The following is a 24,487-nucleotide window of genomic DNA, read 5'->3' on the forward strand; positions in this document are numbered from 1 at the left end:
GGGGTTCAGGCATTTAGGCCATCCCGCCCCCGTATTACCTACATAGCTTGCTATACAAATAATAGCTAATTCAATCGGCAAGCCTGTACTGCGGCGCCTTGGTTGCAAGCCACTGCTCCAGCATCATCAAGATCCACACCATCTCGCCAAAGTAGCCCGGGTGCTCGGGCAGGCGTTGCGTCAGCAGGGTCTGGACGAAATCGGCACGCACCACGCCGCGGCGCGCCAAGCTGTGCAGCGAGTCGGTAGCCAGCGCCTTGAGGGCCGGGTGGGTGTTGGCCCATACGCCAAACGGCAAGCCGAAGCCCTGCTTCTTCTTGGTGATGATTTCGTCGGGCAGAAAGCCGCGCAGCGCCTCTTTGAAGAACCAGCGCAGTTGCAGGCCTTTGAGCTTGTACGCGGTCGGCAGCTTGAGCGAGAACGCCAGCAGCCGCGCGTCGAGCATAGGAAAACCTACGCCCACCCCGGCACAGCCGGTCGCGCCCAGCACTTTGGGCAAGTCACTCTCTGCGAGGGTAAAGCGCCAGTCATAGGCCAGCTCCTTATTCAAATGGCTGCAGTTCTGGGGCATCTGCCACACCGCGCGTTCCAGTTGCAGCGGCGCCCCGGTGTCAATTTGTGCCATGAGCTGTGGCGTTAGCACTTCGCTGGCACCCAGGCGCATGATCAAGTTGTACATCTGCAGCCGGTCGGGCATGGGCACGCGGGCCTGCTCCACGTAGCTGCCCGCCTTGCGGGTCAGGGCGAAGGCCGCTGCGGCACGGGTGCCCAGCAGCGGTTCCATCAGGCCATTTTGAAGGAAACCTGGAACATGGTTGTACCAGCCAAACACCCGCTGCTTGGCATAGCGCGAGTTGCCGCCAAACAGTTCATCGCCGCCGTCGCCCGCCAGCAGCTTGCTCACGCCGTCTTCGCGCGCCATCCTGGCGCAGTAGTAGGCGGGCAGGGCAGACGAATTGCCAAACGGCTGGTCATACGACGCTGCTACCGTCGGGATGCTGCGCACCAGGTCATCCGGCGTGACGTAGTACTCGTGGTGCTCGGTCTTGAAGTGTCTGGACGCGAGGCGGGCATACTCCATCTCGTCATAGCCCTGCGCGTCAAAGCCAATCGAATAAGTGGCCGCCACCCTGCCGCTGGCCAGGGCCATCATGCCGGCCACCGTGGAGCTGTCGGTGCCACCGCTCAAAAAGCAGGCTGGTTTGCTGCCGTCGAGCTGGGTCGCGACCGAGTCCTGCAGCAGCTGCCTGAATTCATCCTTGAGCGCGTCAAACGAGGGGTTGCGTTGCTCTGCAAAGCTGGGCACCCAATACGGTGCGACCTTGAGCTGGCCGTTTTCAAACAGCGCATAGTGCGCCGGCGGTAACCTGTAAATGCCTTTGAAGATCGTGCGTGGCGACGGGATGACGTGAAAATAAAGGTAATCAAAAATCGCCTGCGGGTCAATCTGGGTGCTGGTGTCGGCCAATTCATCGGCGCGCGCGGCAAAGCGCAGTTGCCCGTTCTCCACCCTGTAGCACAGGGTGCAGATGGCAAAGCGATCCACCGCCAGAAAGATGCCGCCATCGGGCAAACGTAGCCCCACGGAAAAGTTGCCAGAAACCCCCAGAGCGGCGTCAGGGCCGTTTTGGGCAATTGCTTGGCGCCAGGCCGATACGGCGCCGGCGGTTCGCGCCAATTCGGTCAAGCGTGTATCTGCGAATTTGGGGGAGCCGGAGGCAAATGAATTATCGGTTGCAGCCATTTGAGAGTGACAGTTGATCGTGGTCAGCGAGATTCGCTGTTCTTTGTGTTGTTGGTGGATTATGCGCAACTGCATCCGGTTTCACGGTGCGCCGAATATGAGAATCATCAAGAACAGGCGAACAAATTGTCAACTTGCGCAATCAGTCGCCTCGGTTGTCTCGAATTCGCTGGGCGCTTGATCTTTCACATTTATGATTGCGATCACACTCAAGCGAGCGTGCCAGCGCCGCAACAACGACCGGAATCCACTTGAAACGAGTCCTGATGATTGCCTACCATTTCCCGCCGCTGGCGGGCAGTAGTGGCATACAACGAACGTTGCGGTTTGTACAGCATTTGCCGTCACTGGGATGGCAGCCGCTGGTGCTTAGCGCCCACCCCAGCGCTTATGAAAAAACCAGTGACGATCTGCTGGCCGATGTGCCCGCCGGTACCGTCGTGCGCCGGGCCTTTGCACTGGACACCGCCCGTCACCTGCAAATTGCGGGGCGGTATCTGGGCTGGATGGCGCGGCCCGACCGCTGGATCAGCTGGAAGTTTGACGCCATCCGACAGGGGCTCAAGCTGATTGAAGAGTTCAAGCCGGATGTGATCTGGTCTACCTACCCCATCGCCACAGCGCATGTGATTGCCTCGGCACTGCACCGTAAGACAGGTATTCCGTGGGTTGCGGATTTTCGCGATCCCATGGCGCAAGAAGGCTACCCGGCCGACCCGCGCACCTGGCAGAGCTATCTGGGCATCGAAGCAGATGCGGCAGCACAGGCGCGGTACTGTCTGTTTACAACACCCGGTGCGGTCCGCATGTACCAGCAGCGCTACCCGGCCGCTGCCAGCCGCATGGTCGTGCTGGAAAACGGCTATGACGAAGAAAGCTTTGCGTCTGCCGCACTGCAGCCAGGGCTATTGCCCCACAGCGCCAGTGCGCTGGGCGCTGGCAAGCGTCCGCTTCTTATGCTGCACAGCGGCATTGTTTACTCATCGGAGCGTGATCCGACCCAACTGTTCGTGGCGCTTGGCCGGTTGAAGAGTCAGGGTACGCTGGGCTCTGATGAGTTGCACATCCGCTTTCGTGCATCGGTGCACGATGAGATGCTTCAAAGATTGGCTCTAGCCCACGGTGCGGAGGACTTCATCGAACTGTGCCCGGCAATTCCTTACCGTGAGGCGCTGGCAGAAATGATGGCTGTCGATGCCCTGCTGGTCATGCAGGCCAGCAACTGCAATGCGCAGATTCCGGCCAAGATATACGAGTACCTGCGTGCTGGGAAACCCATTTTGGGGCTGACTGACCCCAGGGGTGACACGGCTGGCGTTTTGCGCGGGGCAGGCTTGACTGACATGGCGCGTCTCGATTCAGCGGACGAGATTGCCCGGGTATTGCCCTTGCTGGTGCGTTACTGGCGCCAAGGCAAAGCCGTGCTGCCGCAAGCATTGATCGTGCAACAGTCATCCCGGCGCGGGCGCAGTGAGGCGCTTGCGGAATTTCTCAACAAGGCCCTGCCTCTATAGTTTCAACAGTGGTTGCTTTAAAGAGTTTCAAGACGCATGTGAGGATGTACGTCACGGCATTCAGGCGGTTCGTCCCAGGCACGTTAAGGTCATTCACCCCCGATGATCTTCAGCATACGTTCGCTGGGCTTGGTATTGCGCGTGGCAGTATTGCACCGGTCCACCGATCGTTTGGCGCGATGCCTGGTTCGTTCCCGTTGTATGGGGGGTACATGCAGGCGGGCAATCCGAACTGGACGACCAAGCATCTGCGGGACGCTTTGCTGCAGCAGCATCGGCTTGAATTCTTGAACGACATATATGAGCCTTAGATCGCAAGCCCTGTCGGGCTTTCGCTGGACCGCCAGCGTGCGGCTGCTAAGTCAGCTGATCACTTGGGCCATCACGATCGTCGTGGTCCGGTTGCTGACGCCGACAGACTATGGACTGCTTTCGATGGCGACGGTCTTTATCGGATTTCTGCAGATGTTCTCCGAGCTCGGTCTCGGGCCGGCGCTAGTCCAGAAAACCGACCTCGACGAACGCACTCTGCGTCAGACGTTCGGCATAGTTCTCGTTCTCAACTTGGCGCTGGCCGCTGTGCTGGCGCTCGCGGCGCCGCTTATCGGCGCCTTCTTTGCCGAGCCGCGGGTGGTCCCAGTTATCAGAGTGCTTTCACTGCAGTTTGTTATCGGCGGGTTCGATGTTATTCCCAACGTTCTACTTCAGCGACGGATGGAGTTCCGCAAACGTTCGTTGCTGGACTTGACCGGTGCAATCATTGCCAGTGTAACGACGCTTGTAATGGCCTTCGCCGGTGCAGGCGTGTGGTCGCTCGTCGTGGGGTCGATTGCCGGCCAGACATGGAGAGTCATTGGGATCAATTTCCTCGCGCCCTTCTTGCACTGGCCGGAACTTTCGATGAGAGGAATGCGATCGCTTCTGACCTTCGGAGGGCACCTTACGCTTGCTGGACTATTCGGGACTTTTTTTAGTCAGATTGACGTCATCATCTGCGCCAAGGTGTTAGGCAATGAAATCCTCGGTTTTTATTCGGTCGGCATACAGCTCGCATCTTTGCCGAGCGATAAAATCGCCGGCCTCGTCAATCAGGTGGCGTTTCCGACCTTTTCGCGCATGCAGCACGATGTCCGAAAAGTGGGCGAGAGCGTGCTGTTGGGAGTCCGGATCTTGAGTTTCTTTGCATTCCCGCTGTTGTGGGGCATCTCTAGCATCGCGCCGGAGATTGTCGAGGTGGTCCTCGGCGCAAAATGGATGCAAGCGGTGGTCCCGCTGCAGGTGCTCGCATTGATAATCCCGTTTCGGATAATTGGTGGCTTCGTGGGAGTTGCTGTTCAGGGGATGGGTCGCTCAGATATCTTGCTGCGCAACACCATTTGGGCAGCTTTGGTCGCGCCTCCGCTGCTTTTCGCCGGCGCGTATGCGGACGGGCTGAGGGGCTTGAGTTTGGCGTGGCTCGTGCTGTCGCCCTCGTTGTTTCTTTTTGCCATGAAACGATCCGCGCCTGTCATTGGTCTGCGCACGAGGCAGGTCTTCGCGGCAATGGCGCCCGCGGCGGGCGCCGGATTGACGATGTACGGCGCCGTTATCGCGGTGCGGTTCATCATCGCGGGTTATGGGCTTGGGGGAGTGCTGCGCATGGGTGTTTTGATCGCGGTAGGGGCAATAGCCTATTGTGCGGTGTCGTTTGTGCTCAACCGCAAGGGCGCGCTCGAAGTGATCGAGATGGTGCGGAGCATTGCAACGTCCAAACGGGTGTCGCCGATGCAAACGTGAATGGCGCTATGACCGGCGGAATTGGGTTCTTGTGAATGGATGGTTATTTGCGGCTTGGGAAGAGGTCGAACGAATTGTCTCGTGGCGCTCACAGTGGCAGCGCGGGCAGCGGTTGTGTTGGTATGGCACCGCTCAACGGGTGGTCTGGGACATGGCGGTCAGGCTGGAAATGGTGAGGGGACTCCGCTCCGGCAGGGATGCTTACGCGGGACGAGTCAACGCGCTTCATCGAAAACTCGGAGTGCCTGCTGACTATGCGCGGCGAGGATTGCCTTTTCATCGCGAAGCTTGGAATCTGGTTGCAGTGTCATGCTCTCTTGACGGTGAGCCACGCGGGATGACGCCGGTGACCCGACCGCCATGGCTGGTCATGCAGGCTGCCGCTGCTGGAATGATCCCAGGCGCCAGCGGGCGGCAGGTGACTCTTGCACCCGGAAGAATGGCGGTGGGCGCAAGCCCGAATACCCGTCTCGTAATTGAAGGCATTGTGTTTATCCTGCGAACGGGCTGCCAGTGGAAGGCACTCCCGCTGAACGTTACGGAAGTGCAGGAAGCCGTACTCGATGCCATCGAGATCGAACGTGCCAATCCGCCACGTAGGCGACGCAAGCATTTGTATGCCGATGTTGGCTACACCGGAGCGCCTGCCCTGAAAGTCATTAAGGATGGCTACATCCCCGGATGTCAAGGGACGAGGACAAGAGGCTGCCGAACTCAAACGCTATCCCAAGAGGAAAGCCAGGCGCCGGGTGGTTGAAGTGGCACACAGTTGATTCAATCGTTTTCGCAAACTGCTGGTGCGATATGAGAAGCTTGATCGCAGTTTTCTTACGCTCAACCATTTGGCAGCATCAATCATTGCATTCAGAAAGATCAAGTTCGATGTAAATACTGTTTACGGATAGGTTCTTAATCTGCCCCTGCATTTTCAGCCGGGCCGGGATACATCTTTCGTTTCTCATCTATATCGCGCAGTCTCTCGACTACCCTTAACATGCGGGCTGAATGTGACCCTTTCACGAGCAGGCAATCGGCGAGACGGACCAGGCCTTCGATCCGGTCGGCGCAAGCCTCGCTGCTGGCAAACCAGATGTCAGGGTTATAGGATTTCGAAAGCTCACCGACGCCGATCAACACATCGGATCGGCTGCGCGCATAGATGCCTATTTCTTCGTGATAACGCGGGCTTTTTTCCGCCAACTCGGCCATGAAGCCCAAGATGGCTACTCGGCGACGATCCGGTCCGGCAGTCTCAGTCAGAGTGTCGAGCCCGAGCTTCATCGACATCGGGTTTGCGTTGTAGGTGTCGTCGATGACTGTCATGCCGCAGAGTTCCAGCCGCTCCAACCGCCGCTTGGGACTCTTGAAATCTCTCAAGCCTGATTCCATGACCTCCTCCGATATTCCCATGTGCCGGCATATGGCGCGCGTAATATTCCGTGAGAGTTCAATGCCGATGCCCGAAACCTTTACCACGGGCGCGCGCGCCACCTGCTCAAGCTGGAAAACATATTCGTGATCTTGTCCGAGTATGACCAATCCCGATGGGGGTGCTGCACGAACGAGGAGGCTTTTTTCCAGCATCACGCCTTCAAGCGACTGAAGCACTTCAAGATGCGCATCCCCTATCATCGTGACCACGGCCACATCCGGCGGCGCAATGTCCACCAGACGGTCGAAATTCGCGGTCGAGCCTACGCCGCACTCCAGTACCAACACTTTCGGATATAGCCCGATAAGAGCGAGCGAGGTCCTGAAAGGTATCAGGAACAGCATCCCCAGCCTGCGGGGGTAATCCCATGGAATTTCGAAGAAACCATTGAATCTGAGTACCGTAGCGGCTACACCCCAGTCGTCATTCATATTGTCCACAGTGCATCCGACCGGACCGACGATATGCACAGCGTCTTGATTCGAAAGGACAGAGGCTACCATCGCGGTCGTAGTGCTCTTGCCGACCGATCCGGTGATTCCAATGATGAACGGCTTGCGGGCCCGGTACACGAAACGTGCCCAAAATATCATATAGGATTCGAGTCTCCGCGTCGAAATCCATGGCTCCAAGAGGCTGCCAACAATGAAGCGCTTTACCTTCTGCCCGTGCCTGCTTTCGAACAACTTCATTTGCGTACTCCTAAGCATTTGGCCTGTTTGCAGCGAGACCATTGGGACGTCTCAACGTCACTAAGGCCATTCAAAGTCCAAAACCCCTTCTGTCCTCGCAGTAGGTGGCGTTCCAGGATGCTTGCGACCAGATCCTTGGTCGTGGTCTTCCTGGCGCTTCCCGTTATTCCGATAAATGCGGTCCTACGAAGCGATGGACGGCGCAAGAATGGGGAGCGGATATACGGATCGACTGCGGAGTTTCCATGCCCACCCGTTGAGCCGCCACTCAACACCTTTCCAGATACCTTTGAAAATTGACAGCGCTGGCTTGGCCCCTGAGTTTGACAATTCATTCCCCTTAAGTTCAACAGGCACGATTCGGCGGATACTCCGCCGACAGATAGTTCAGGATCCGTGATGGCTGCGGTCGCTCTTTGCCGTCCGAACATGGGGCCCTGCCACGGCACTCAGACAAGCAACGGCACACTCTGTTGCCGTTGCTTGGCTATCTCGCGTAGCTTCGTAACGACCCGACTCATTCGTGCTGAAGCCGAGCCCTTCACCAGCACGCAATCGTCGCATCGGAGCAGCTTTTCAATTTCGTTTGCACAAGCGTCGCTGCTGTCAAACCAATGATCAGGAGCGTAATGTCTGGAGAGTTCTCCTACGCCGATCAATAGATCGGACCGACTCCGCGCATAGTCGCCCAACTCCTCGTGATAACGGTGGCTTTCTTCGCCCATTTCGGACATGCTGCCAAGGATGGCCAATCTTCGCTGTCCTTGAGCAGCCGTGCTGGCCAACGTATCCAGGCCAAGCTTCATCGACAGCGGATTGGCGTTGTAGGTGTCGTCGATCACAACCATGCCGGCCAGGTCGAGACGAGTCAACCGTCCCTCGGGGCTCTTGAAGCTTTTCAGCCCCGCGCTGACGACCGCATCGGGGACACCCATGTGTCGACACACAGCTCGGGTAATGTTTTGCGAAAGCTCCACGCCTTGGCCGCCCACCTTGATGACCGGTGCGCGCGCAACCTGCTCGAACTGCGACACGTAATCATGGCCTTGACCCAATATGACCAGACCAGATGGCGAGACGGCGCGAACCAGAGCGCTCTTTTCCTGAACCACCCCATCGAGCGTCTTCATCAATTCGAGATGGGCTGCGCCAATCCTGGTGACCACGGCAATGTCTGGCGGCGCAATCGTGACCAGTCGGTGCAAATTCGCGGTCGAACCGGCGCCGCACTCCAGGACCATGACTTTGGGGTAACGTCCAATAAGGAGGCGCAAGGCCCGAGGGGGCAATGACAGTAGCAGCGCCACCCGGCCCGGATAGCTCCAAGGGATCTCAAAAACATGCTCGAAACGAAGCAAGGTGGCTGCCAGACCCACGTTGTCATTCATGTTGCTGAAGGTACAACCGACCGGCCCGACGATGCGCTCTGCATCTGGGTGCGAGAGAACCGCGGCGACCATCGCTGTTGTCGTGCTTTTGCCGACCGACCCGGTGATACCGATGATGAACGGCTTGCGAATCCGGTACACGAGATGCGCCCAGAAGATAAAGTAGGATTCCAGCCTGCGCAGAGGGACCAATGGCTCAAGGAAGAAGTTAACCACAAACTTCTTCGTTTTCGTTTTGAAATTTCCTTCAAGCGGTCGCATATAAAACCCTCATCCTTCCAATTTGACATGACCTCCTCGGTCAGTTGAGTACTCGGCTGCGTTGAGAATTTCCATGATCGTCAAGCTTGCACTGGTGGGCTCAGGCGCCGTTCGGCGATCTTGCGCAGTCTCTTGACGACCAGTTCCATTCGCGCTGAATGCGAGCCCTTCACGAGTACGCAATCGTCAAGATGGAGCAGGTTCTCGATGGCATCCGCACAAGCTTCGCTGCTGTCAAACCAATGATCGGGTTTGTAGAGTTTGGACAGTTCTCCGACGCCAATCAATATGTCAGTCCGGTTCCGGGCGTAGGCGCCTACGTCTTCGTGAAAGCGTGGGCCTTCTGGACCTAGTTCTGCCATGAATCCCAAGACGGCCAGTCGGCGATGTGGCGGCTTGGCCGTCTCGGCCAAGGTATCAAGTCCGAGTTCCATTGACATCGGGTTGGCGTTGTAGCTGTCGTCGATCACGGTCATGCCAGCGAATTCCAGTCGATTCAACCGCCCTTTCGGGTTTTTGAAGTCTTTGAGAGCTGAGTTCACAGCCTCTTCGGGGATGCCCATGTGTTGACATATGACCCGGGCAACATTCTGCGAGAGTTCAACTCCCTGACCGGGCACCTTGATTACCGGCGCGCGTGCCGCCTGCTCGAGTTGGGAAACATACGCATGACCTTGACCCAGGATCACCACTCCCGTTGGAGGGACGGCACGAACGAGCACGCTCTTTTCCTGCACAACCCCATCGAGCGTCTTCATCATTTCGAGATGGGCTGCCCCAATCCGGGTCACTACGGCGATGTTTGGTGGGGCAATCGTGACCAGTCGGTGCAAATTCGCGGTCGAACCAACGCCACACTCCAGGACCATGACTTTCGGGTAGCGTCCTAAAACGACACGCAACGCGCGGAACGGCAACCGAAAAATCATTGCTAACCTGCCAGCGTAGCTCCAAGGGAGGATCAAAAAGCTCTTAAAACAAAGCAGCGTAGCCGCCAAGCCAACATCGTCGTTCATGTTTTCCATGGTGCAGCCAACCGGGCCGACGATTTGCCGGGCGTCCCGATGCGAGAGAACAGCCGCGACCAACGCTGTTGTGGTGCTTTTGCCAACGGAGCCGGTGATACCTATGACGAAAGGCCTGCGAAGAAGAAAAACGAAGCGTGCCCAAAAGATGAGATCGGACTCCACTCGTTTGAGTGGGATCAAGGGCTCCAAAATGACGTCGACAATGAATTTTTTCACCTTGACCTTTCCCCGATTAGCGTAGTCCATAGCTGGTGTTTATATTCAGACCTTGGAGATTGCGAATTGAGCAAACGCAAAGGCGGACAAGCCCGGGGCAAATACACTCTGCCATTCAAGCTGAAGGCGGAGCGTTGGGCGCACAATTTGCCGGGAATCAGGGTTTGATTGGTAGAGCAGAGTCGTTCGCGCTGGCCAACAGAATCCGACGACAGATGGAAAAATATTGGAGTAAGAACATCAATGACAATTCTCGCCGGTGTCTTTAGTCGCAACCCTTCGGTACGCATCCCAGATTCAGTTTGCGATTCCTTGAAAAGGAACGTTTCCCGCAATCCCAAAGATCAGCCAATCGAATTCCGCGATGCCCAGGCATTTCTCGTGAAGGTCGACATGGGTGCATTCGACCGCCCTGCGCATCGCGAATCGCCCACAGGTTCATTCTCCGTACTTACCGGCGAGCCGTTGCTCACCTGCGAAGGGCCGGCTGGTCCGGGCCGCGACGCTCACCTGGCGTATCTGCAAACAAAGTGGGATGAAGGCGATTTTCAGAGTCTGCGTAGCGCCAGCGGGACATTTTGTGCCGCTTATTACGATCCGCGTAAGGGCACTGGCTACCTCGTTGCGGACCGACTGGGGTTGCGGCCGCTTTACTACACGGTTGTCAATGACTATGTCTACTTCGCCAGCGCGCTGCGTATCCTGGAGGCCCTTGCGGAAGTTCCCAAGACAATGGACGTACTCTCCGTTGCGGAGATCTCCGGCTTTGGCTATCCGTTCGGCGGGGGCACTCCTTACGCAGGCATCAAGATGCTTCTACCATGCGAGGTCGTGACCATTCATCAAGGCGATTTGAAGTCATCGCAATATTTTCAGTGGGACGCGATTGCCCCAGTGCAGTCAACCGAAGAAGAAGCGTTGATAGAAACCTACCGGGTGTTCCAGTCCGCCGTACGTCGACGATTGCGCGGCGACAAGACGACGTTTGCCTATCTCAGTGGCGGGCTCGACTCCCGCTGCGTGGTCGCGGCGCTTCTTGCAGAAGGCGCTCGGGTCTATACGTTCAATTTTTCGCTGGCGAATACGCAGGACCAGGCGTTCGCCTTGGAGTACGCGAACAAAAGCGGCGCCATTCACCATGAGTTGCCCACCGAACCGGGGCCGAACTGGTCAGCAGTGATGGCCGACACATGGCGCGCTTCACCCCGTCGGCATGAGCAAATGCCGGAACATCCCCAGGTTGTCTGGACCGGTGAAGGTGGAAGCGTTGGGCTTGGCTATGTGTATGTCAGCCCTGAGATCGTGAGCCTGCTGCGCTCGGGTGATTTGGATGGTGCCATCGATGTCTACTTGCGCCAGCAGCACAAGATCATTCTGACCAGAATTCTAGATCCCGAACTTGCCAAACAATGTCTTGGTCACCTGCATGCGCGACTGCGCCGCGAGCTTGAAGCGATTCGCCACCCCGATCCGGTACGTGCGTTTTATATTTTTCTGAACCTGAACGGCCCGCGTCGGCATTTGGTCAATCACTTCGAAACTATCGACCAACACCGCCTTGAGTTTCAGGTGCCGTTTTACGATAGTGAGTTGCTGGAGCACCTGATGGCGATTGCCCTAGACCCTTGCCTGTACCATGCGTTCTACGTCAAATGGCTGGCATTTTTCGAGCCGGCGGTACGCGAAGTGCCTTGGCAGGCCTATCCAGGTCATGTCCCGTGTCCGGTCTCGATTCCTGATGATTTGCCGGATCAGTGGACTACGCCTGCATCGAAGGCGCATCAAGCGGCACTGCAGCGGGACCTTCTTGATCGAAGCGCGGTCATGTTGAGAGACAAAACGTTTCCCCGGCCGGTATTGCGAAAGGGGTCTTTGCAATTCATGCGGTGGGCCTGGAAACTCGGATTCCGCAATTTTGATTACGCGCTGAAGGCGGCGTTGGCGTACTACCGCTACTGGAAGATTTCAGGCGGAAGATACGAATTGCCGCCCGCCCGAGCTGCAGGCCACGACTAGGCAGACTGGTAGCGACAAGCGCGGCTTAATTTTGGTAACGCAAGCTTTTCCTGCCCTCGTCCCGATTGAGGGCGAGAGTAATCAGCGTGTCCAGCAAATCGGGGTAGGCGAGGCCGGACGCCTCGCACATGCGGGGGAACATGCTGATATTGGTGAAGCCCGGAATGGTGTTGATCTCGTTCAGGAAGATAGCGCCTGTTTTGCGTTCCAGAAAGAAATCAACCCGCGCCATGCCCTCGCAACGCACTGCTGCATAGGCCGCTTGTGCGGTGCGCATGATGCGTTCACGGGTTGGTGCATCGAGGCTAGCCTCCGCCACGAGCTTTGCCCCGTCCGGGTCCGTGTACTTCGCCGCGTAGTCATAGAAGCTATGGCTCTTGTCCGGAATGATCTCCCCAGGCACGTATGCATGCGGTTCAGCATTGCCGATTACCGCGCATTCGATTTCCCGGGCATCCACGTACCGCTCAAGAAGCGCCCGGTTGTCAAATTGCAGAGCATGTGCCAGGGCTGCATCCAGTTCGCGTTCGTGGGTGACGCGCGAAGCGCCCAGGGACGAGCCGGCCGAGCACGGTTTCACAAAAAGGGGCCAGCCCAGGCGCGCTCCCGCAGCTTTTCGATCTTCAGTGGCGCTAGTCCGATGAATGACCTCGAAGTCAACGATGGGTAGACCCGCGTCCCGCCACAGGCGTTTCGCGGTCTCCTTGTCCATCGAAGCGGCGCTGCCCAGCACACCGGCTCCCACGTAGGGCAGACCTGCCAGTTCGAGAAGCCCCTGCATGGTGCCGTCTTCCCCAAAGTCGCCATGCAGCACAGGGAACACACAATCGATAGCGAGCTTGCCAGACGCAGCATGGATGCCGTCTGAAGGCACGATTGAGACCGAATGACGCGACGGCGCGATCGACAGCGAGTCTCCCTGGCCGGGCACCAGCGTTGATACGACCGACTCCTGTAGGTGCCACCGTCCGGCCCTGTCGATGCCAATGGCCGTGACCCTGTACTTCGCCGCGTCGAGGTTTTTTACAACGGAAGCGGCCGATTTAAGAGACACCTCATGCTCGCCCGACCTGCCGCCATAGAGAATACAAATGTTCATTGGTGCCGTCTCCATGTTCAATTCACTGAAGTTGTCTGTTGATTTCGTACGGATTCCGCAAATAGAGGACAGGGCAGGACGTGTTCTATTTTTGGTTCTCCTCGGGTGAGGGACTACTTAAGGTTGAATTCTTAATATCAGCCGATTCGCTGGTTGGCGTGGTCCCAGGCCCTATCACTGGCCTGCCCGATGGTTCAGTCCATTTGCCTACGCTCTGCAATTTGTCACGCAAAACCGTCTGGGGAAACCCAAGTTCATTCGCCTTGTGAGCCTGACGGAGTGCTCTGTCGTAGTCCTTCATATCGAAATAGATCAGGCCTATGTTGTAGTGAGAAAAGGCATTGTTTCCGGCGAAGGCAGTTGCCTGCTCAAGTTGTTGAATGGCTTCGGGGGCGCGCGCGGACTTTGAAAGATAGCTGGCGTAGATCATCCTCACAATCGAGTCGTCGGGGCGAAACCGCAGCGCACGGTCAAAGTAACATTCCACCGAGTAACTCGCGCCTGGCGGCCGAGATGACTTCATCTTCTCGCCGTATCGCACCATGGCAAGCAGGGCTCTGTGATGATTCGGAAATGCACCTAGGGTGTAGCTCAAATCGGGTCCTGGTATGACGCTAGAGCTTCCGCGGATCAGGGCTTCGACAGCGGGTGTGAAATGGTAATCTTCAACGATGCCCAACTTGGACCTGTCCGTGCGGTAATCGAAGGGGCCAAATTGCCCGGCTCGATGCAGCCGAAGCTCGCCACAGTTTGATTGAGGTGCTTGCGCGAAAACTGCTGCAGCGGTGAAGATTGCCATCAACAAGCCGACCAGCAGAGATCTGAGACCTGTTCTGAGATTAAAGTGCATCAGAAATGGCTCCGTCTGTTTGTAAATTCTGTTGCTCAGGCGTCTCTGGAAACCAGGCCGCTGCCGCGCCTTGGCCCCAAGAACACATATGCCAGCCGATAAACGCAGCGACTAACTGCCTGAACTCTATAGCGTCGCTTTCCGAATAACTTGATATTCCTCAAGAGTGGTGCATGTACAGAAGCGAGAAAATCGGATCTATTGGAGCGTCGCTCGTCTCCTGTTCTTCAAGGCTTGGCCGTCATCTGACGAAACAAATCGAATTCTTTCTTCTTTTTGGGATGGCATAGGCCTGTTCGAACGCTCACTGTCACAATGGTCATTTTTCAGGGGGTTCACTAGAGAATGATGTCATCATCTTGGCAGCGCATTCATCTTTTGGTTCGTGAATTGGGCGTCTCAGCCGCATTTTTGTATTTGTTGGATCGTCTATTGCGTCGAATCAGCAACACATGCGGTCTTTACTACTACCTCTTCGTCGCTCAACCTTTGGCCGATCAGCCGCGTCTGCCGCCGACGCGCGGCAAGTCGTTCACATTTCGGCTGCTACAAGCCCCCGAGCCTGTTTTGAATCGCTTGGATCGTCCAACGGCGGTGATAAACCAACGCTTTGTCCAGGGCGCCCAGTGCCTGGTGGCGACCAAAAATGACGTGCTGGTTGGCTGCATCTGGTTCATTCGCGATGCTTACGTTGAAGATGAAGTACGTGTCGATTATTTGCTCCCGCAGGACGGGCGCTGTGTCTGGGATTTTGATGTTTTTGTGGCCGAATCGGAGCGTCTGGGTTTCCTCTTTGCCAAGCAATGGGATGCTTTTGATGCGTTGCTCAAACCGCAAAGCATACGTTATACCGTGAGCCGAATCAATGCGTTTAATCAGCGCTCCATTGCATCGCACCGGAGTTTGGGGGCGAAAGACTGTGGGCGCGCACTGTTTTTGCGACTGGGGCAGTTTCAATGGATGCTGTCCAGCCAACGCCCGTTCATTGCTTTCGGGGGACGTCCAAAACTACACATAGGCCCGAAAGGGGCACCAGAGTCTTGAGGTTCAGGCTCTCTGGCCGAGTTGTTGCAGACCTTTTGCAAGTGTCAATTCTTCTGCCGTGGTGCGAGAGACCACGCTGGAAAATGTGTGGTCCGCATCCTGCAACTCGTGGCGAACCAAACGCGGATGCGTTAACGTGTTTGTCCAGGCGGCGTCAGTGCGCGCGTACTCCAGAAATTCTTTGGCCGTGTAGTCGTCGCCACTCAAGAGTAAAAAAATATTGCCATTGAAGGCATCCCAAGCGGCAGCCATGCGATGCTGAAAGGGCAATAGAGATGTCGTTGCCCCAGAACGCCGCGCACCTGTAAAAGCGACTCGAATATTCTGCACCAGACCAGGCAGCGCTTTCAAAGCTACCCCCCCATGAAGCAGCTTGGTCCAAAACTCTTTTTGCCTCAACCTCTGCGTGTAGTAGTGCTTGACCTGGGTGCGCGCCAGACTGGTCTCGGAGCGGACCCACGGGTTCAACAGGCACAGGCCACTGACGCGCGGGTCACGGGTTTCATGGCAGTAGAGCAGGGCGGCCGAGGCGCCATCGCACAGGCCCCAAAGCACCACCTGTTTGATGGCGGGCAGACGCTGTTGCAGTGCGTCAATGGCGGCGGCAATGTCGGCGCTCACCGCTTCAAAATTTCGCTGCTTGCCTTCGCTGTCACCCATACCCCGGTAGTCAAAGCGCAGCACCGCGTAGCCAGCCGCGGCCAGCGCGCGCGACAACAGCACAAACTGCCGATGGCTGCCAACCCGGTACTGCGGGCCGCCCACGATCACGACCACACCGACCTCTGACGGAATTTCAGGTTTGGCCAGAATGCCAAGCAAGGTGTCGCCTTCGCAGGCGAAGAGGGTGGTCTCTTCGGTGTAGGTCATGTCGGAAAATTTTAGGGCGCGGTCTTATAGAGATTGAAGTCGAATGTTAAAAGCAATTCGGGTTTTGGCTATTTGTGCACCCAATTCGATAACGGCAGATTGTCAGGCAACCGTACTTGACGCATCAAACGTCCTGTTCTTTTTGCAGGACGAACCGGAAGTTGATTGGGTTCAGCAGAGAGGACTTGCGCCCCGCAGGGAGCACCTTGAAAAAAGCCCCGCAATGGCGGGGCTTTGTACGGCGAGGCCGAAGCTCAGACCTTGCGGTGACGCGATACGGCCAGACCGGCAAGGGCCAGGCCGAAGAGGGCGAGGGAGGCGGGTTCGGGAATGGCGTTGCCGAACACCTGCACATTCACGTCGGAGGACTTGTCCCACCCCCAGCCTGGCGCGGCTGAATCCCACGTCCCTATGCTTAGCGGATCGACGACCCCGCCCGGAACATCCAGGTAAAGCATCGAACCATCCGCCCCGTCTTGGGGGGAACTACTCAATGCCGCGTTGGACGCGTGAACGAACGGAACGGTCGTGCCTTGGCCCGCAGCGGCAGCGCCAATCCCATCGAGGAAGAAGTCATAGGTCTGTCCGGCTAGCAATGTGATATTGACCGCGAAGTCAACCTGGGACATGTTCCGGAATGCGCCCGAGTAACCTTGGTAGGTGGTTGTGCCTACACCATCCGCGTAAAAGACCGGTGTCGATATCACACCTGCGCCTGCGGCCACGCCGATGGTTGATCCGTTAACTCCACCTAGAAGAACAGTCGAATCGGTTTGGCCTACCGTCCACAGCCGAATACTGCTAATTGACCAAGTCTGCGAACTTGTGTTGGTAAACGTGTCACCAACGACATAGGTGGGAGCAAATGCCCACGCAACATTGGAGCGGTTGGAGCCGGCGGCGTTGTTCAGGTTGGCCGTCGGTAAACCCCGATCCACGAGCATCGGCGCAGCGATGACGGTGCCGGAGAGCGCGGCGGTCAGCAGCGCGACAGTAATACATGACGATCGAAGCATTGAGGTCTCCTGGTATGCGTTACCCAAAAAGATAGGGGCAACGTAACAAAATGTTGCACGATGTGTGCCACATATTTAGGAAAATCTGCAAGTCATTGTTTTCATTGAAGTAACTTGTGAAATTCACCCACTTTTTTAGCCGCCAACCCTCGCCCTCGGTATCCATCTGTCAGCCCCACCACCCCCACACATTGGCGGGTGACGAATTCCAGTAATCCGTCAATCGGCCGTCCAAGAACCGCACGATCTCCAATGCAGGCAACTTCAGCGGTGTTTTTGGCGTGATTCCAGCCGAGACACCCAACACAATGCGGGGGTATCGTTTCCCAACCTTCGACGCGCAAGTGTAAAAAATCCCGACAGTCTGGCCGAAATGGGCCTGCTGGGGCTCGCCTTAGCGCTGCGCGACGCGGCGCAGTACGACCAGCAAGCCTCTGCGATCGGGTACACCGGTGCGCTGTTCCAGCGCTGCCAGATGCTCATTGGCCGTGTGGCGCGAGATGCCCATCGCCCTTGCGGCACCTGCCAGCGTCTGGTCCGCCAGCAAATGGGCGGCAAGTTCGCTTTGGCGTGGCGTCAGTTGCAGTTGTTCGGCCAACGCCAGGGCGAGTTCCATCGGGTCCGGCGCGTCCAGCAGCGCGGTGACGGCGACGTGCGTGGCATCTGGCAGCGCCCGCAACATAAAGCTCACGCGCTTGCCGTTGCCGTCGGTCCAGGGAAGTCGCGTGCGTGCACCCGTTTTGGCCAGAGCCTTGAGCAGCGCGCGGGCCCCACCCGGGCCCGCCAGCTCCAGCCGCGTACCCACCAGGCTGACGCGCTCGCCAGACTGGGTTAGCGCCTTGGCCGCCGGGTTGGCCTCGCGCACCTGGGCATTGCGGTCAACGATCCAGGTGGGTGGCAGCTGATCAAACAGCCCGGCCTGTAGCGTCTTGTGGGCCGCAGCCGCCGCAGTGTGCATGTGCACCGCGAATGCCGCGCAGAGGGCGCGACTGAGCGACGCGTCGCCGCCACATTCATCGCTGTAGGCGGCGCAGTGTGTCAGGCGCCCCGCCAGCGCCGCCAGATCGTCCGGCCCCAGTGGCGCGTCAGGCGCCAGATCGAGCACGCCATGGCACGGCGTGCTATCCCGAAAGGCCAGCAGGGTTTCGCGCCAAATATCCGGATTGGCGCGCGCTGTGTGCAGGCGCGCCGCCAATTGCAGCAACTGCGACGCCTGGTCCAATGACTGGCGATCAGGCCGATTCGATTTCATTGGCACTTTTTCTTGCTCCCTCATCAGGCATCACAGTGAGGTGTGCCAATTTTTTCAATCGTTACAGACAGCGGCAGTGGTGGCGGTAATCAAGGCCGGAGCATCTTCTATTTCGGTGGTTTGCCAGAACGCCGGGCCATGCACGATGTGGCCGCCCACCCTGTAACCCGCTTGCTGCCACTGGGTGATGGTTTTGGTCGAGATCGGGCTCAAGCCGGCATCCTCGCGCGTGGACAGCTCGAACCATTCCAGTCGCTGTGTCGGGCCTGGGCCGGCAGGTGGCACCAGGGCCGCTTGCTCCAGCCCGGATGCCAGTCCAGGTGACAGCAGGTAGCCCGCAATTTCTACCGGTGAGCCATTGGCGAGCTGCTGGCGCATGCCTTCCATGACGCCCTTGGCCTGACCGCCCAGCAGGTCGCCCACCACTTTGAGGCGCAAGAACTGTTGCAGCAGCGGCCTGCCGACAGCGGGCGGCTGCCAGAACAGAAAGTTGCAGGGCGCGTCAAGCTGCCTGGCCGCCTCCACCGCCAGCAGGCAGCCAGCGCGCAGGCCCCACAGCCACAGCGGCAGTTGGGCCGAATCCGCGCCAGGTGTGTTGCCGTGCTTGCGCAGCCAATGGCAGCCTTGCACCACGTCGCTCACCCAGCTTTGCCAGCTGGCGTCGCCAAAATCGCCCGAACTGTCGCCACAACCGAGCAGGTCCATCTGCAGCACCGCGTAACCCGCTTGGGCCAGCGCACGCGCCTGCAAGGCCGCCATGCGGCGGGCCTTGTTCATCTCTTCGGCAAAGGGGTGGATGTACAGCATCAAGCCGCGGGCTGCACCGCCACTCGCGTCACATTCAGCCGGGTAAAACAGGCAAAAACGCTGGTCGCTTTGGCTGGTCTGCGCCGCCCCGGCAGGCAGAAAAAAAGCTTCCGGTTGCACAGACGGGCCGCTTCAAGTCGCCAGTTTGCTGCTGACAAAGTCAGTCAGCGAGCCCACCGTGGCAAAGGTTGATCCATCGATGTCGTCGTCGTCAACCACCAGGCCAAACTGTTCTTCAAGGGTGGTGATGAGCGTCACGACCGCCATGGAATCCAGCTCGGGGATGGCGCCCAGCAAGGGGGTGTCGCGCGTGAAGGTGGCGGTGCGACCATTCAGACTTAGAACTTCGTCAACAACACGAAGCACTTCTTGTGATATGTTCAATTAAATCTCCCTGGGAAGCGATTTCGCCGATCAGGATTATTCTAGGGTTCAAAAGCGCGTGCGGGTTGTGTGATGTCTTGTGCCCGCATGGTTTTTCTCAATTGGCATGATTTTTTCTCTAATTTCTATGACCGAATCCACACTCCTACCCGAACTGATCACCCTGGCGGCCCAGCGCACGCCGCAGGCGATTGCACTGACCAGTGGCACCTCACATTTGAGTTACGCAGAGCTCAGCACCAGCGTCGGCCAGTTTGCCGCCGGCTTGTTGGGCCTGGGTCTGGATCGTGGTGAGCGGGTCGCCATTTATCTTGAAAAACGTTTCGAAACTGTCATCGCCAGTTTTGGCGCACCGGCGGCCGGGGCGGTGTTTGTGCCGGTCAACCCGCTGCTGAAACCGGAGCAGGTGGCATTTATTTTGCGCGACTGCAATGTGCGCGTGCTGGTGACGTCGCCGGAGCGTCTGGCCTCGATGAAAGAGGTGCTGGCTGAGTGCCATGACCTGCGCCATGTGGTGGTAACCGATGCCGTGGCCCCTTCAACCTCAGCCGACTTCACCCTGCCAGGCCCGTTGGCCTTGGTCTCCTGGCCTGACCTGCTCAGCAGCCCGGCCCGGCCCGGGCACCGTGTGATTGACGTCGACATGGTGGCCATTCTTTACACCTCGGGCAGTACCGGCAGGCCTAAAGGCGTGGTGCTGTCGCACCGCAACATGGTGGCGGGTGCCAAGAGCGTGGCCTCTTACCTGGAGAACAAGCCCGAAGACGTGCTGCTGGCGGCGCTGCCTTTGTCGTTTGATGCGGGCTTCAGCCAGCTCACCACGGCGTTTCACGCCGGTGCGCGCGTGGTGTTGCTCAATTACCTGATGCCGCGCGATGTGCTCAAGGCGATGGAGCGGGAAAAAGTGACCGGGCTGACTGCTGTGCCGCCGCTGTACATCCAGCTGGCGCAACTGGATTGGCCTGCGGCCATCAATGAGAATTTGCGCTATTTCGCCAACACCGGCGGACGCATGCCGCGTGAAACACTGAATCTGTTGCGCCAGCGCGTGCCCCAAGCCAAACCGTTCCTGATGTATGGCCTGACCGAAGCATTCCGCTCCACCTACCTGCCGCCGGATGAGGTAGACCGCCGCCCGGATTCGATTGGCAAGGCGATCCCGAATGCTGAAATTCTGGTGCTGCGTGAAGACGGGTCTGCCTGCAGCCCGGAAGAGCCTGGCGAGCTGGTGCACCGCGGTGCGCTGGTGGGCATGGGTTACTGGAATGACACTGAGAAGACGGCGGAGCGCTACAAGTTGCTGGCCTCTGACGCACCCGGACGTGAGGCTGGCCTGCAGTTGCCTGAATATGCGGTTTTTTCGGGTGACACGGTGCGCAAAGACGCCGAGGGGTTTTTGTATTTCATTGGCCGACGCGATGAAATGATGAAGACATCGGGTTACCGGGTGAGCCCCACCGAGGTGGAAGAGATTTTGTACGCCACCCAAATGGTGGGCGAGTGCGTGGCCTTCGGCGTCGATCACCCCAGCTTGGGCCATGCTATACAAGTGATAGCTACTAACGCAATAGGTACGGGGGCTAGAGGCCTAAATGACCTAATGAGTGAATGCCGTGCCCGCATGCCCGCCTACATGGTGCCGGCAGGCATCGAGTTCGTCGCCGGGCCGCTGCCGCGCAATCCCAACGGCAAGATCGACCGCAAATTACTGGCAACCGAGTGGCTTGAGCGGCATGCCGCTTGAGCGCCGCTTCGTCCTGAAATTGAAAGCGGAACCCAATTTATGACTCTGCCTGAACGCCAACTTCCCGTGCATGCCCCCATGAACCAGTTCTCCGTACGCGAGGGCGAATTGACAGTGGGTGGCGAGCGCTTGTCATTGCTTGCCGCGCGGGTGGGGCAAACGCCTTTTTATGCCTATGACCGCTCGTTGTTGCGCGCCCGGGTGGCAGCGCTGCGCGGCGTGTTGCCCGGGACGGTCAAGCTGCACTACGCGATGAAGGCCAACCCCATGCCTGCGGTGGTGGGTTTGATGGCCGGTTTGGTGGACGGTATTGACGTGGCTTCTGCGGGCGAGCTGAAGGTGGCATTGGATGCCGGCGCCAACCCGCTGGAAATCAGCTTTGCCGGACCGGGCAAGCGCGATGCCGAGTTGCGCCAGGCGGTGGCGTCGCGCGTGCTGATCAACCTTGAATCGTTTCGCGAAGTGGCGGCGCTGGAGGCCATTTGCGGCGAATTGGGCTTGAGCGCGCGGGTGGCGGTGCGGGTCAACCCCGACTTTGAACTCAAGGGTTCAGGCATGAAAATGGGCGGTGGCCCCAAGCAGTTTGGTGTGGATGTGGAACAGATTCCAGAGCTGCTGGGCCGCATCGGCCGTGCCGGTCTGGCCTTTGAAGGCTTTCATTTGTTTGCCGGCTCGCAGAATTTGCGTTCGGATTCGATTTGCGAAGCGCAGCAAAAGTCTTACGAACTGGCGCTGCGGCTGGCACAGCATGCGCCGGCGCCGGTGCGCTTTCTGAACCTGGGTGGCGGCTTTGGCATTCCCTACTTTCCGGGTGAACAACGGCTTGATCTGGCCCCTATTGGCGACAACCTGGCCCAACTGGTCCAGCGCGCGCAGACCGAATTGCCCGACGCCGCCCTGGTGATTGAACTGGGTCGCTACCTGGTGGGCGAAGCCGGGGTTTACGTGGCCCGCATTGTGGACCGCAAGGTGTCGCGCGGACAGGTGTATCTGGTGGCGGACGGCGGGCTGCATCACCATTTGTCCGCGTCCGGCAACTTTGGCCAGGTGATACGCAAGAACTACCCGGTGACGATTGGCAACAAGGCCGGCTCGCTGGAGACAGAAACAGTGTCGGTGGTCGGGCCTTTGTGTACGCCGCTGGATCTGCTGGCCGATCGCATGGTTTTGCCGGTGGCGCAAGTCGATGATCTGGTGGTGGTATTCCAGTCGGGCGCTTATGGCGCCAGCGCCAGCCCGCAAGGCTTTTTGGGGCATCCCGCTTGTCTTGAAGTTCTTGTTTAGGGGCGACCCCCTGAAGCATCCCCTCTGGTTGCTCGTCGCTTTGGGCAGCTTGTGTGCCGGGGCGGCGCTGGCCTGGCACCACCCTTTGTGGCCGATGGCGGTGTTGGCCGTCTTTTCGATCTGGTGCTTGATCGCGGCGTGGCGGCCGGGTCTATGGCTTTTTGTGGTGCCCGCCTTGCTGCCGCTGCTGAATTTTTCAAGCTGGACCGGCTGGCTTGTTTTTGAGGAATTCGACGTCTTGCTGCTGGGCGCCTTGGCGGGCGTTTATGGACGTCTGGCCTGGTCGCTGCCGCAGGGCCGCGAGACAAAGAATCCTTTTTCGTCGTGGCGGTCGACGGCCTTGCTGGGTCTGTTCGGTCTCGCCGGTCTGCTGGCCTTGCTGCGCGGCTTCGCCGACGCCGGTGGTTTTGCCTTTGACTGGTTCGCCGGGTACACCGATGCGCTGAACAGCTTGCGCGTGTTCAAGAGCCTGGGCTTTGCGTTGCTTTTTGTTCCCCTGTTGCAGCGTGAACTCAAGCAGTCAGGACAGCTGGCCCGTCAGCGGTTCGCGGGCGGCATGGTGGCGGGGTTGACGGTGGTCACACTGGCAGTACTGTGGGAGCGTGCTGCGTTTCCCGGCTGGCTGGATTTTTCAATGCCCTATCGCACCGTTGCCCTGTTTTGGGAAATGCATGTAGGCGGCGCTGCGATAGACGGTTACCTGGCGTTGGCGACGCCGTTTCTCGTGTGGGCCTTGCTCGCTGCCCGGCGTCCCCTGCTTTGGGTCGCGGCTGCCGTGCTCACCTTGCTGACGGCCTATGCTTGCCTGACCACATTTTCCCGCGGCGTCTACCTGGCTGTTGCGGGTCCATTGCTGTTGCTGGGCTTGTTGCTGTGGGCGCAGAAGACCAACTTCAATGCGCGGGACTTTTTTGGCCCCGTGTGGCGACGTTACCGGCCCGAGGGCTGGCGGGCGAGGGCCAGCCTGGCGCTGTTGTTGGCGCTGGTGGCAGAGGTGGCGGTGGTGCTGGGGGCAGGTTCATTCATGATGGACCGCCTGGCCAGCGCGGATCGGGACTTCGGCAGCCGTGTTGAACATTGGCGCCGTGGCCTTGATTTGCTGGATGGCCCGACCGACTGGTTGCTGGGCAAGGGGCTCGGACGTTTGCCAGCAAACTACGCGGCCCATGTTCCTCAAGGCGAGTTCTCGGGCGAGGTGAAGTGGCGAGAGGAGCAAAAGCCGGGCCAGGCCGCCAACGCTTTTGTGACGGTGCACGGTCCCCTTACTTTGAAAAGATTGGGGGGCCAGTATGCTTTGACGCAGCGTGTGGTCAACGTCTCCAAGGCAGACCATCGCGTCAGTCTGGATGTTCGGGTTCAGCACGCAGCCGACGTTTACGTGGAGTTGTGTGAACGGCATTTGCTCTATGACGGACCTTGCCAGCTGGCATCTAGTCGGGTCTTGCCAGACAAAAATGACTGGCAAAACATGGTGCTGCCACTCAAAGGGCCGACCTTGGCGGGCGGGCCCTGGTATGCGCCCCGTTTGTCCATGTTGTCCCTGTCGGTTGTGAATGCGGGCGGGGCTGCCGATTTTGACAATGTGAGCCTGATCGGGGCGTATCCGGCGCAGCCACTTGAAAATGGCGACTTCTCCGGCGGCATGGCGCACTGGTTCCCGCTAGCACAGTCCTACTTTGTGCCCTGGCACATCGACAACCTGTTTCTGGAACTGCTGATCGAGCGCGGGCTTGTGGGTTTGCTGCTTTTTGCCGCTTTGATGGCGTATGCCCTTTGGCATCTGGTCTTCGGGCGCGCCCGGGCCAGCGCGTTGGCGCCCTATCTGGCGGCGTCATTGTGTGGGGCACTGCTGGTGGGCCTGGTCAGCAGCCTGATGGACGTGCCCAGAGTGGCATTCCTGTTTTGCCTTCTTGCGCTTGTCTCAGCTCAAGTCGCCAGGGAAGTTGAATAACGGCCAACCCCGACGGCTTCATTTCTCGGCTGAATCGCCGATGTCCATGGTCTTCCCCGAGCTTGCAGGTGATGCAAAGCTGTAAAGACGAAAACTTGATCCAAGTCAGGACCATGTTT

General features: G+C 58.4%; 19 protein-coding genes. 8 read left to right on the forward strand and 11 right to left on the reverse strand.

What is annotated here, in order from left to right; genetic code table 11:
• Positions 1-70 precede the first annotated feature (70 nt).
• A complete protein-coding gene (locus tag WA157_RS02175; protein ID WP_422619391.1) occupies positions 71-1,744 on the reverse strand; it encodes an asparagine synthetase B family protein in 1,674 nt (557 codons plus the stop codon).
• 251 nt (positions 1,745-1,995) lie between these two features.
• Between WA157_RS02175 and WA157_RS02180 the strand changes: the two genes are divergently transcribed.
• The 3 genes from WA157_RS02180 (at position 1,996) to WA157_RS02190 (ending at position 5,791) form a co-directional block, all read left to right on the forward strand.
• Positions 1,996-3,258, forward strand: coding sequence for a glycosyltransferase (locus tag WA157_RS02180; RefSeq protein WP_422619392.1), 1,263 nt, complete (start codon positions 1,996-1,998; stop codon positions 3,256-3,258).
• A gap of 300 nt (positions 3,259-3,558) precedes the next feature.
• Positions 3,559-5,034 (forward strand): lipopolysaccharide biosynthesis protein, encoded by a 1,476-nt coding sequence (locus tag WA157_RS02185; RefSeq protein ID WP_422619393.1) that lies wholly within the window; start codon positions 3,559-3,561, stop codon positions 5,032-5,034.
• 337 nt (positions 5,035-5,371) lie between these two features.
• Entirely contained in the window at positions 5,372-5,791 is a 420-nt protein-coding gene (locus tag WA157_RS02190; RefSeq protein ID WP_422619394.1) for a transposase, read from the forward strand.
• 152 nt (positions 5,792-5,943) lie between these two features.
• Here the strand turns inward: WA157_RS02190 and WA157_RS02195 are convergent, their stop codons facing one another.
• The 3 genes from WA157_RS02195 to WA157_RS02205 all read right to left on the reverse strand — a co-directional run bounded on the left by WA157_RS02195 (position 5,944) and on the right by WA157_RS02205 (position 10,081).
• Positions 5,944-7,158, reverse strand: coding sequence for a Mur ligase family protein (locus tag WA157_RS02195; protein ID WP_422619395.1), 1,215 nt, complete (start codon positions 7,156-7,158; stop codon positions 5,944-5,946).
• A gap of 449 nt (positions 7,159-7,607) precedes the next feature.
• Positions 7,608-8,807, reverse strand: coding sequence for a Mur ligase family protein (locus WA157_RS02200; RefSeq protein ID WP_422619396.1), 1,200 nt, complete (start codon positions 8,805-8,807; stop codon positions 7,608-7,610).
• A gap of 80 nt (positions 8,808-8,887) precedes the next feature.
• A complete protein-coding gene (locus WA157_RS02205; RefSeq protein ID WP_422619397.1) occupies positions 8,888-10,081 on the reverse strand; it encodes a Mur ligase family protein in 1,194 nt (397 codons plus the stop codon).
• Between the two features lie 213 nt (positions 10,082-10,294).
• Between WA157_RS02205 and WA157_RS02210 the strand changes: the two genes are divergently transcribed.
• Positions 10,295-12,067, forward strand: coding sequence for an asparagine synthase-related protein (locus WA157_RS02210; RefSeq protein ID WP_422619398.1), 1,773 nt, complete (start codon positions 10,295-10,297; stop codon positions 12,065-12,067).
• 25 nt (positions 12,068-12,092) lie between these two features.
• Here the strand turns inward: WA157_RS02210 and WA157_RS02215 are convergent, their stop codons facing one another.
• Entirely contained in the window at positions 12,093-13,181 is a 1,089-nt protein-coding gene (locus WA157_RS02215; protein WP_422619399.1) for a D-alanine--D-alanine ligase family protein, read from the reverse strand.
• Positions 13,182-13,251: 70 nt separating this feature from the next.
• The gene (locus WA157_RS02220; protein WP_422619400.1) at positions 13,252-14,016 is read right to left on the reverse strand and encodes a tetratricopeptide repeat protein; all 765 of its coding nucleotides are present in this window, start codon (positions 14,014-14,016) and stop codon (positions 13,252-13,254) included.
• A 348-nt stretch (positions 14,017-14,364) separates the two neighbouring features.
• On the opposite strand from WA157_RS02220, the gene WA157_RS02225 reads away from it, so the two are divergent.
• The gene (locus WA157_RS02225) at positions 14,365-15,060 is read left to right on the forward strand and encodes a hypothetical protein (RefSeq protein ID WP_422619401.1); all 696 of its coding nucleotides are present in this window, start codon (positions 14,365-14,367) and stop codon (positions 15,058-15,060) included.
• Positions 15,061-15,063: 3 nt separating this feature from the next.
• On the opposite strand, the gene WA157_RS02230 is transcribed toward WA157_RS02225, so the two are convergent.
• From WA157_RS02230 to WA157_RS02250, 5 genes are all read right to left on the reverse strand, one after another.
• Positions 15,064-15,930, reverse strand: a complete 867-nt coding sequence (locus tag WA157_RS02230; RefSeq protein WP_422619402.1) for a hydrolase 1, exosortase A system-associated — start codon at positions 15,928-15,930, stop codon at positions 15,064-15,066.
• Between the two features lie 254 nt (positions 15,931-16,184).
• Positions 16,185-16,946 carry a PEP-CTERM sorting domain-containing protein gene (locus WA157_RS02235; protein ID WP_422619403.1) on the reverse strand — a complete coding sequence of 254 codons (762 nt, stop codon included), beginning with the start codon at positions 16,944-16,946 and terminating at the stop codon, positions 16,185-16,187.
• Between the two features lie 394 nt (positions 16,947-17,340).
• Entirely contained in the window at positions 17,341-18,198 is an 858-nt protein-coding gene (locus WA157_RS02240) for a helix-turn-helix transcriptional regulator (protein ID WP_422619404.1), read from the reverse strand.
• 54 nt (positions 18,199-18,252) lie between these two features.
• Positions 18,253-19,125 carry a hydrolase 2, exosortase A system-associated gene (locus tag WA157_RS02245; protein ID WP_422619405.1) on the reverse strand — a complete coding sequence of 291 codons (873 nt, stop codon included), beginning with the start codon at positions 19,123-19,125 and terminating at the stop codon, positions 18,253-18,255.
• Positions 19,126-19,137: 12 nt separating this feature from the next.
• A complete protein-coding gene (locus WA157_RS02250) occupies positions 19,138-19,389 on the reverse strand; it encodes an acyl carrier protein (protein WP_422619406.1) in 252 nt (83 codons plus the stop codon).
• Positions 19,390-19,516: 127 nt separating this feature from the next.
• Here WA157_RS02250 and WA157_RS02255 point away from each other — a divergent pair, with 127 nt between their 5' ends.
• From WA157_RS02255 to WA157_RS02265, 3 genes are read left to right on the forward strand one after another with little or no spacing between them, the layout of a single operon-like run.
• On the forward strand, positions 19,517-21,133 hold the full coding sequence (locus WA157_RS02255; protein ID WP_422619407.1) for an acyl-CoA ligase (AMP-forming), exosortase A system-associated: 1,617 nt from the start codon (positions 19,517-19,519) through the stop codon (positions 21,131-21,133).
• Between the two features lie 39 nt (positions 21,134-21,172).
• A complete protein-coding gene (locus WA157_RS02260) occupies positions 21,173-22,417 on the forward strand; it encodes a pyridoxal-dependent decarboxylase, exosortase A system-associated (RefSeq protein WP_422619408.1) in 1,245 nt (414 codons plus the stop codon).
• Entirely contained in the window at positions 22,401-24,368 is a 1,968-nt protein-coding gene (locus tag WA157_RS02265; protein ID WP_422619409.1) for a hypothetical protein, read from the forward strand. The genes WA157_RS02260 and WA157_RS02265 overlap by 17 nt, the downstream gene beginning before the upstream one ends.
• Positions 24,369-24,487 lie beyond the last annotated feature (119 nt).

The organism is Rhodoferax ferrireducens, from assembly GCF_049302455.1.
In the GTDB taxonomy this organism is placed as follows: domain Bacteria; phylum Pseudomonadota; class Gammaproteobacteria; order Burkholderiales; family Burkholderiaceae_C; genus Rhodoferax; species Rhodoferax ferrireducens_B.

Bases quoted from the DNA above. Each gene is read 5' to 3' on its own strand.
- WA157_RS02175 (WP_422619391.1), bottom strand. From the start codon at position 1,744: ATGGCTGCAACCGATAATTCATTTGCCTCCGGCTCCCCCAAATTCGCA.
- WA157_RS02185 (WP_422619393.1), top strand. From the start codon at position 3,559: ATGAGCCTTAGATCGCAAGCCCTGTCGGGCTTTCGCTGGACCGCCAGC.
- WA157_RS02190 (WP_422619394.1), top strand. From the start codon at position 5,372: ATGACGCCGGTGACCCGACCGCCATGGCTGGTCATGCAGGCTGCCGCT.
- WA157_RS02195 (WP_422619395.1), bottom strand. From the start codon at position 7,158: ATGAAGTTGTTCGAAAGCAGGCACGGGCAGAAGGTAAAGCGCTTCATT.
- WA157_RS02200 (WP_422619396.1), bottom strand. From the start codon at position 8,807: ATGCGACCGCTTGAAGGAAATTTCAAAACGAAAACGAAGAAGTTTGTG.
- WA157_RS02205 (WP_422619397.1), bottom strand. From the start codon at position 10,081: ATGGACTACGCTAATCGGGGAAAGGTCAAGGTGAAAAAATTCATTGTC.
- WA157_RS02210 (WP_422619398.1), top strand. From the start codon at position 10,295: ATGACAATTCTCGCCGGTGTCTTTAGTCGCAACCCTTCGGTACGCATC.
- WA157_RS02215 (WP_422619399.1), bottom strand. From the start codon at position 13,181: ATGGAGACGGCACCAATGAACATTTGTATTCTCTATGGCGGCAGGTCG.
- WA157_RS02220 (WP_422619400.1), bottom strand. From the start codon at position 14,016: ATGCACTTTAATCTCAGAACAGGTCTCAGATCTCTGCTGGTCGGCTTG.
- WA157_RS02225 (WP_422619401.1), top strand. From the start codon at position 14,365: ATGTCATCATCTTGGCAGCGCATTCATCTTTTGGTTCGTGAATTGGGC.
- WA157_RS02230 (WP_422619402.1), bottom strand. From the start codon at position 15,930: ATGACCTACACCGAAGAGACCACCCTCTTCGCCTGCGAAGGCGACACC.
- WA157_RS02235 (WP_422619403.1), bottom strand. From the start codon at position 16,946: ATGCTTCGATCGTCATGTATTACTGTCGCGCTGCTGACCGCCGCGCTC.
- WA157_RS02240 (WP_422619404.1), bottom strand. From the start codon at position 18,198: ATGAAATCGAATCGGCCTGATCGCCAGTCATTGGACCAGGCGTCGCAG.
- WA157_RS02255 (WP_422619407.1), top strand. From the start codon at position 19,517: ATGACCGAATCCACACTCCTACCCGAACTGATCACCCTGGCGGCCCAG.
- WA157_RS02260 (WP_422619408.1), top strand. From the start codon at position 21,173: ATGACTCTGCCTGAACGCCAACTTCCCGTGCATGCCCCCATGAACCAG.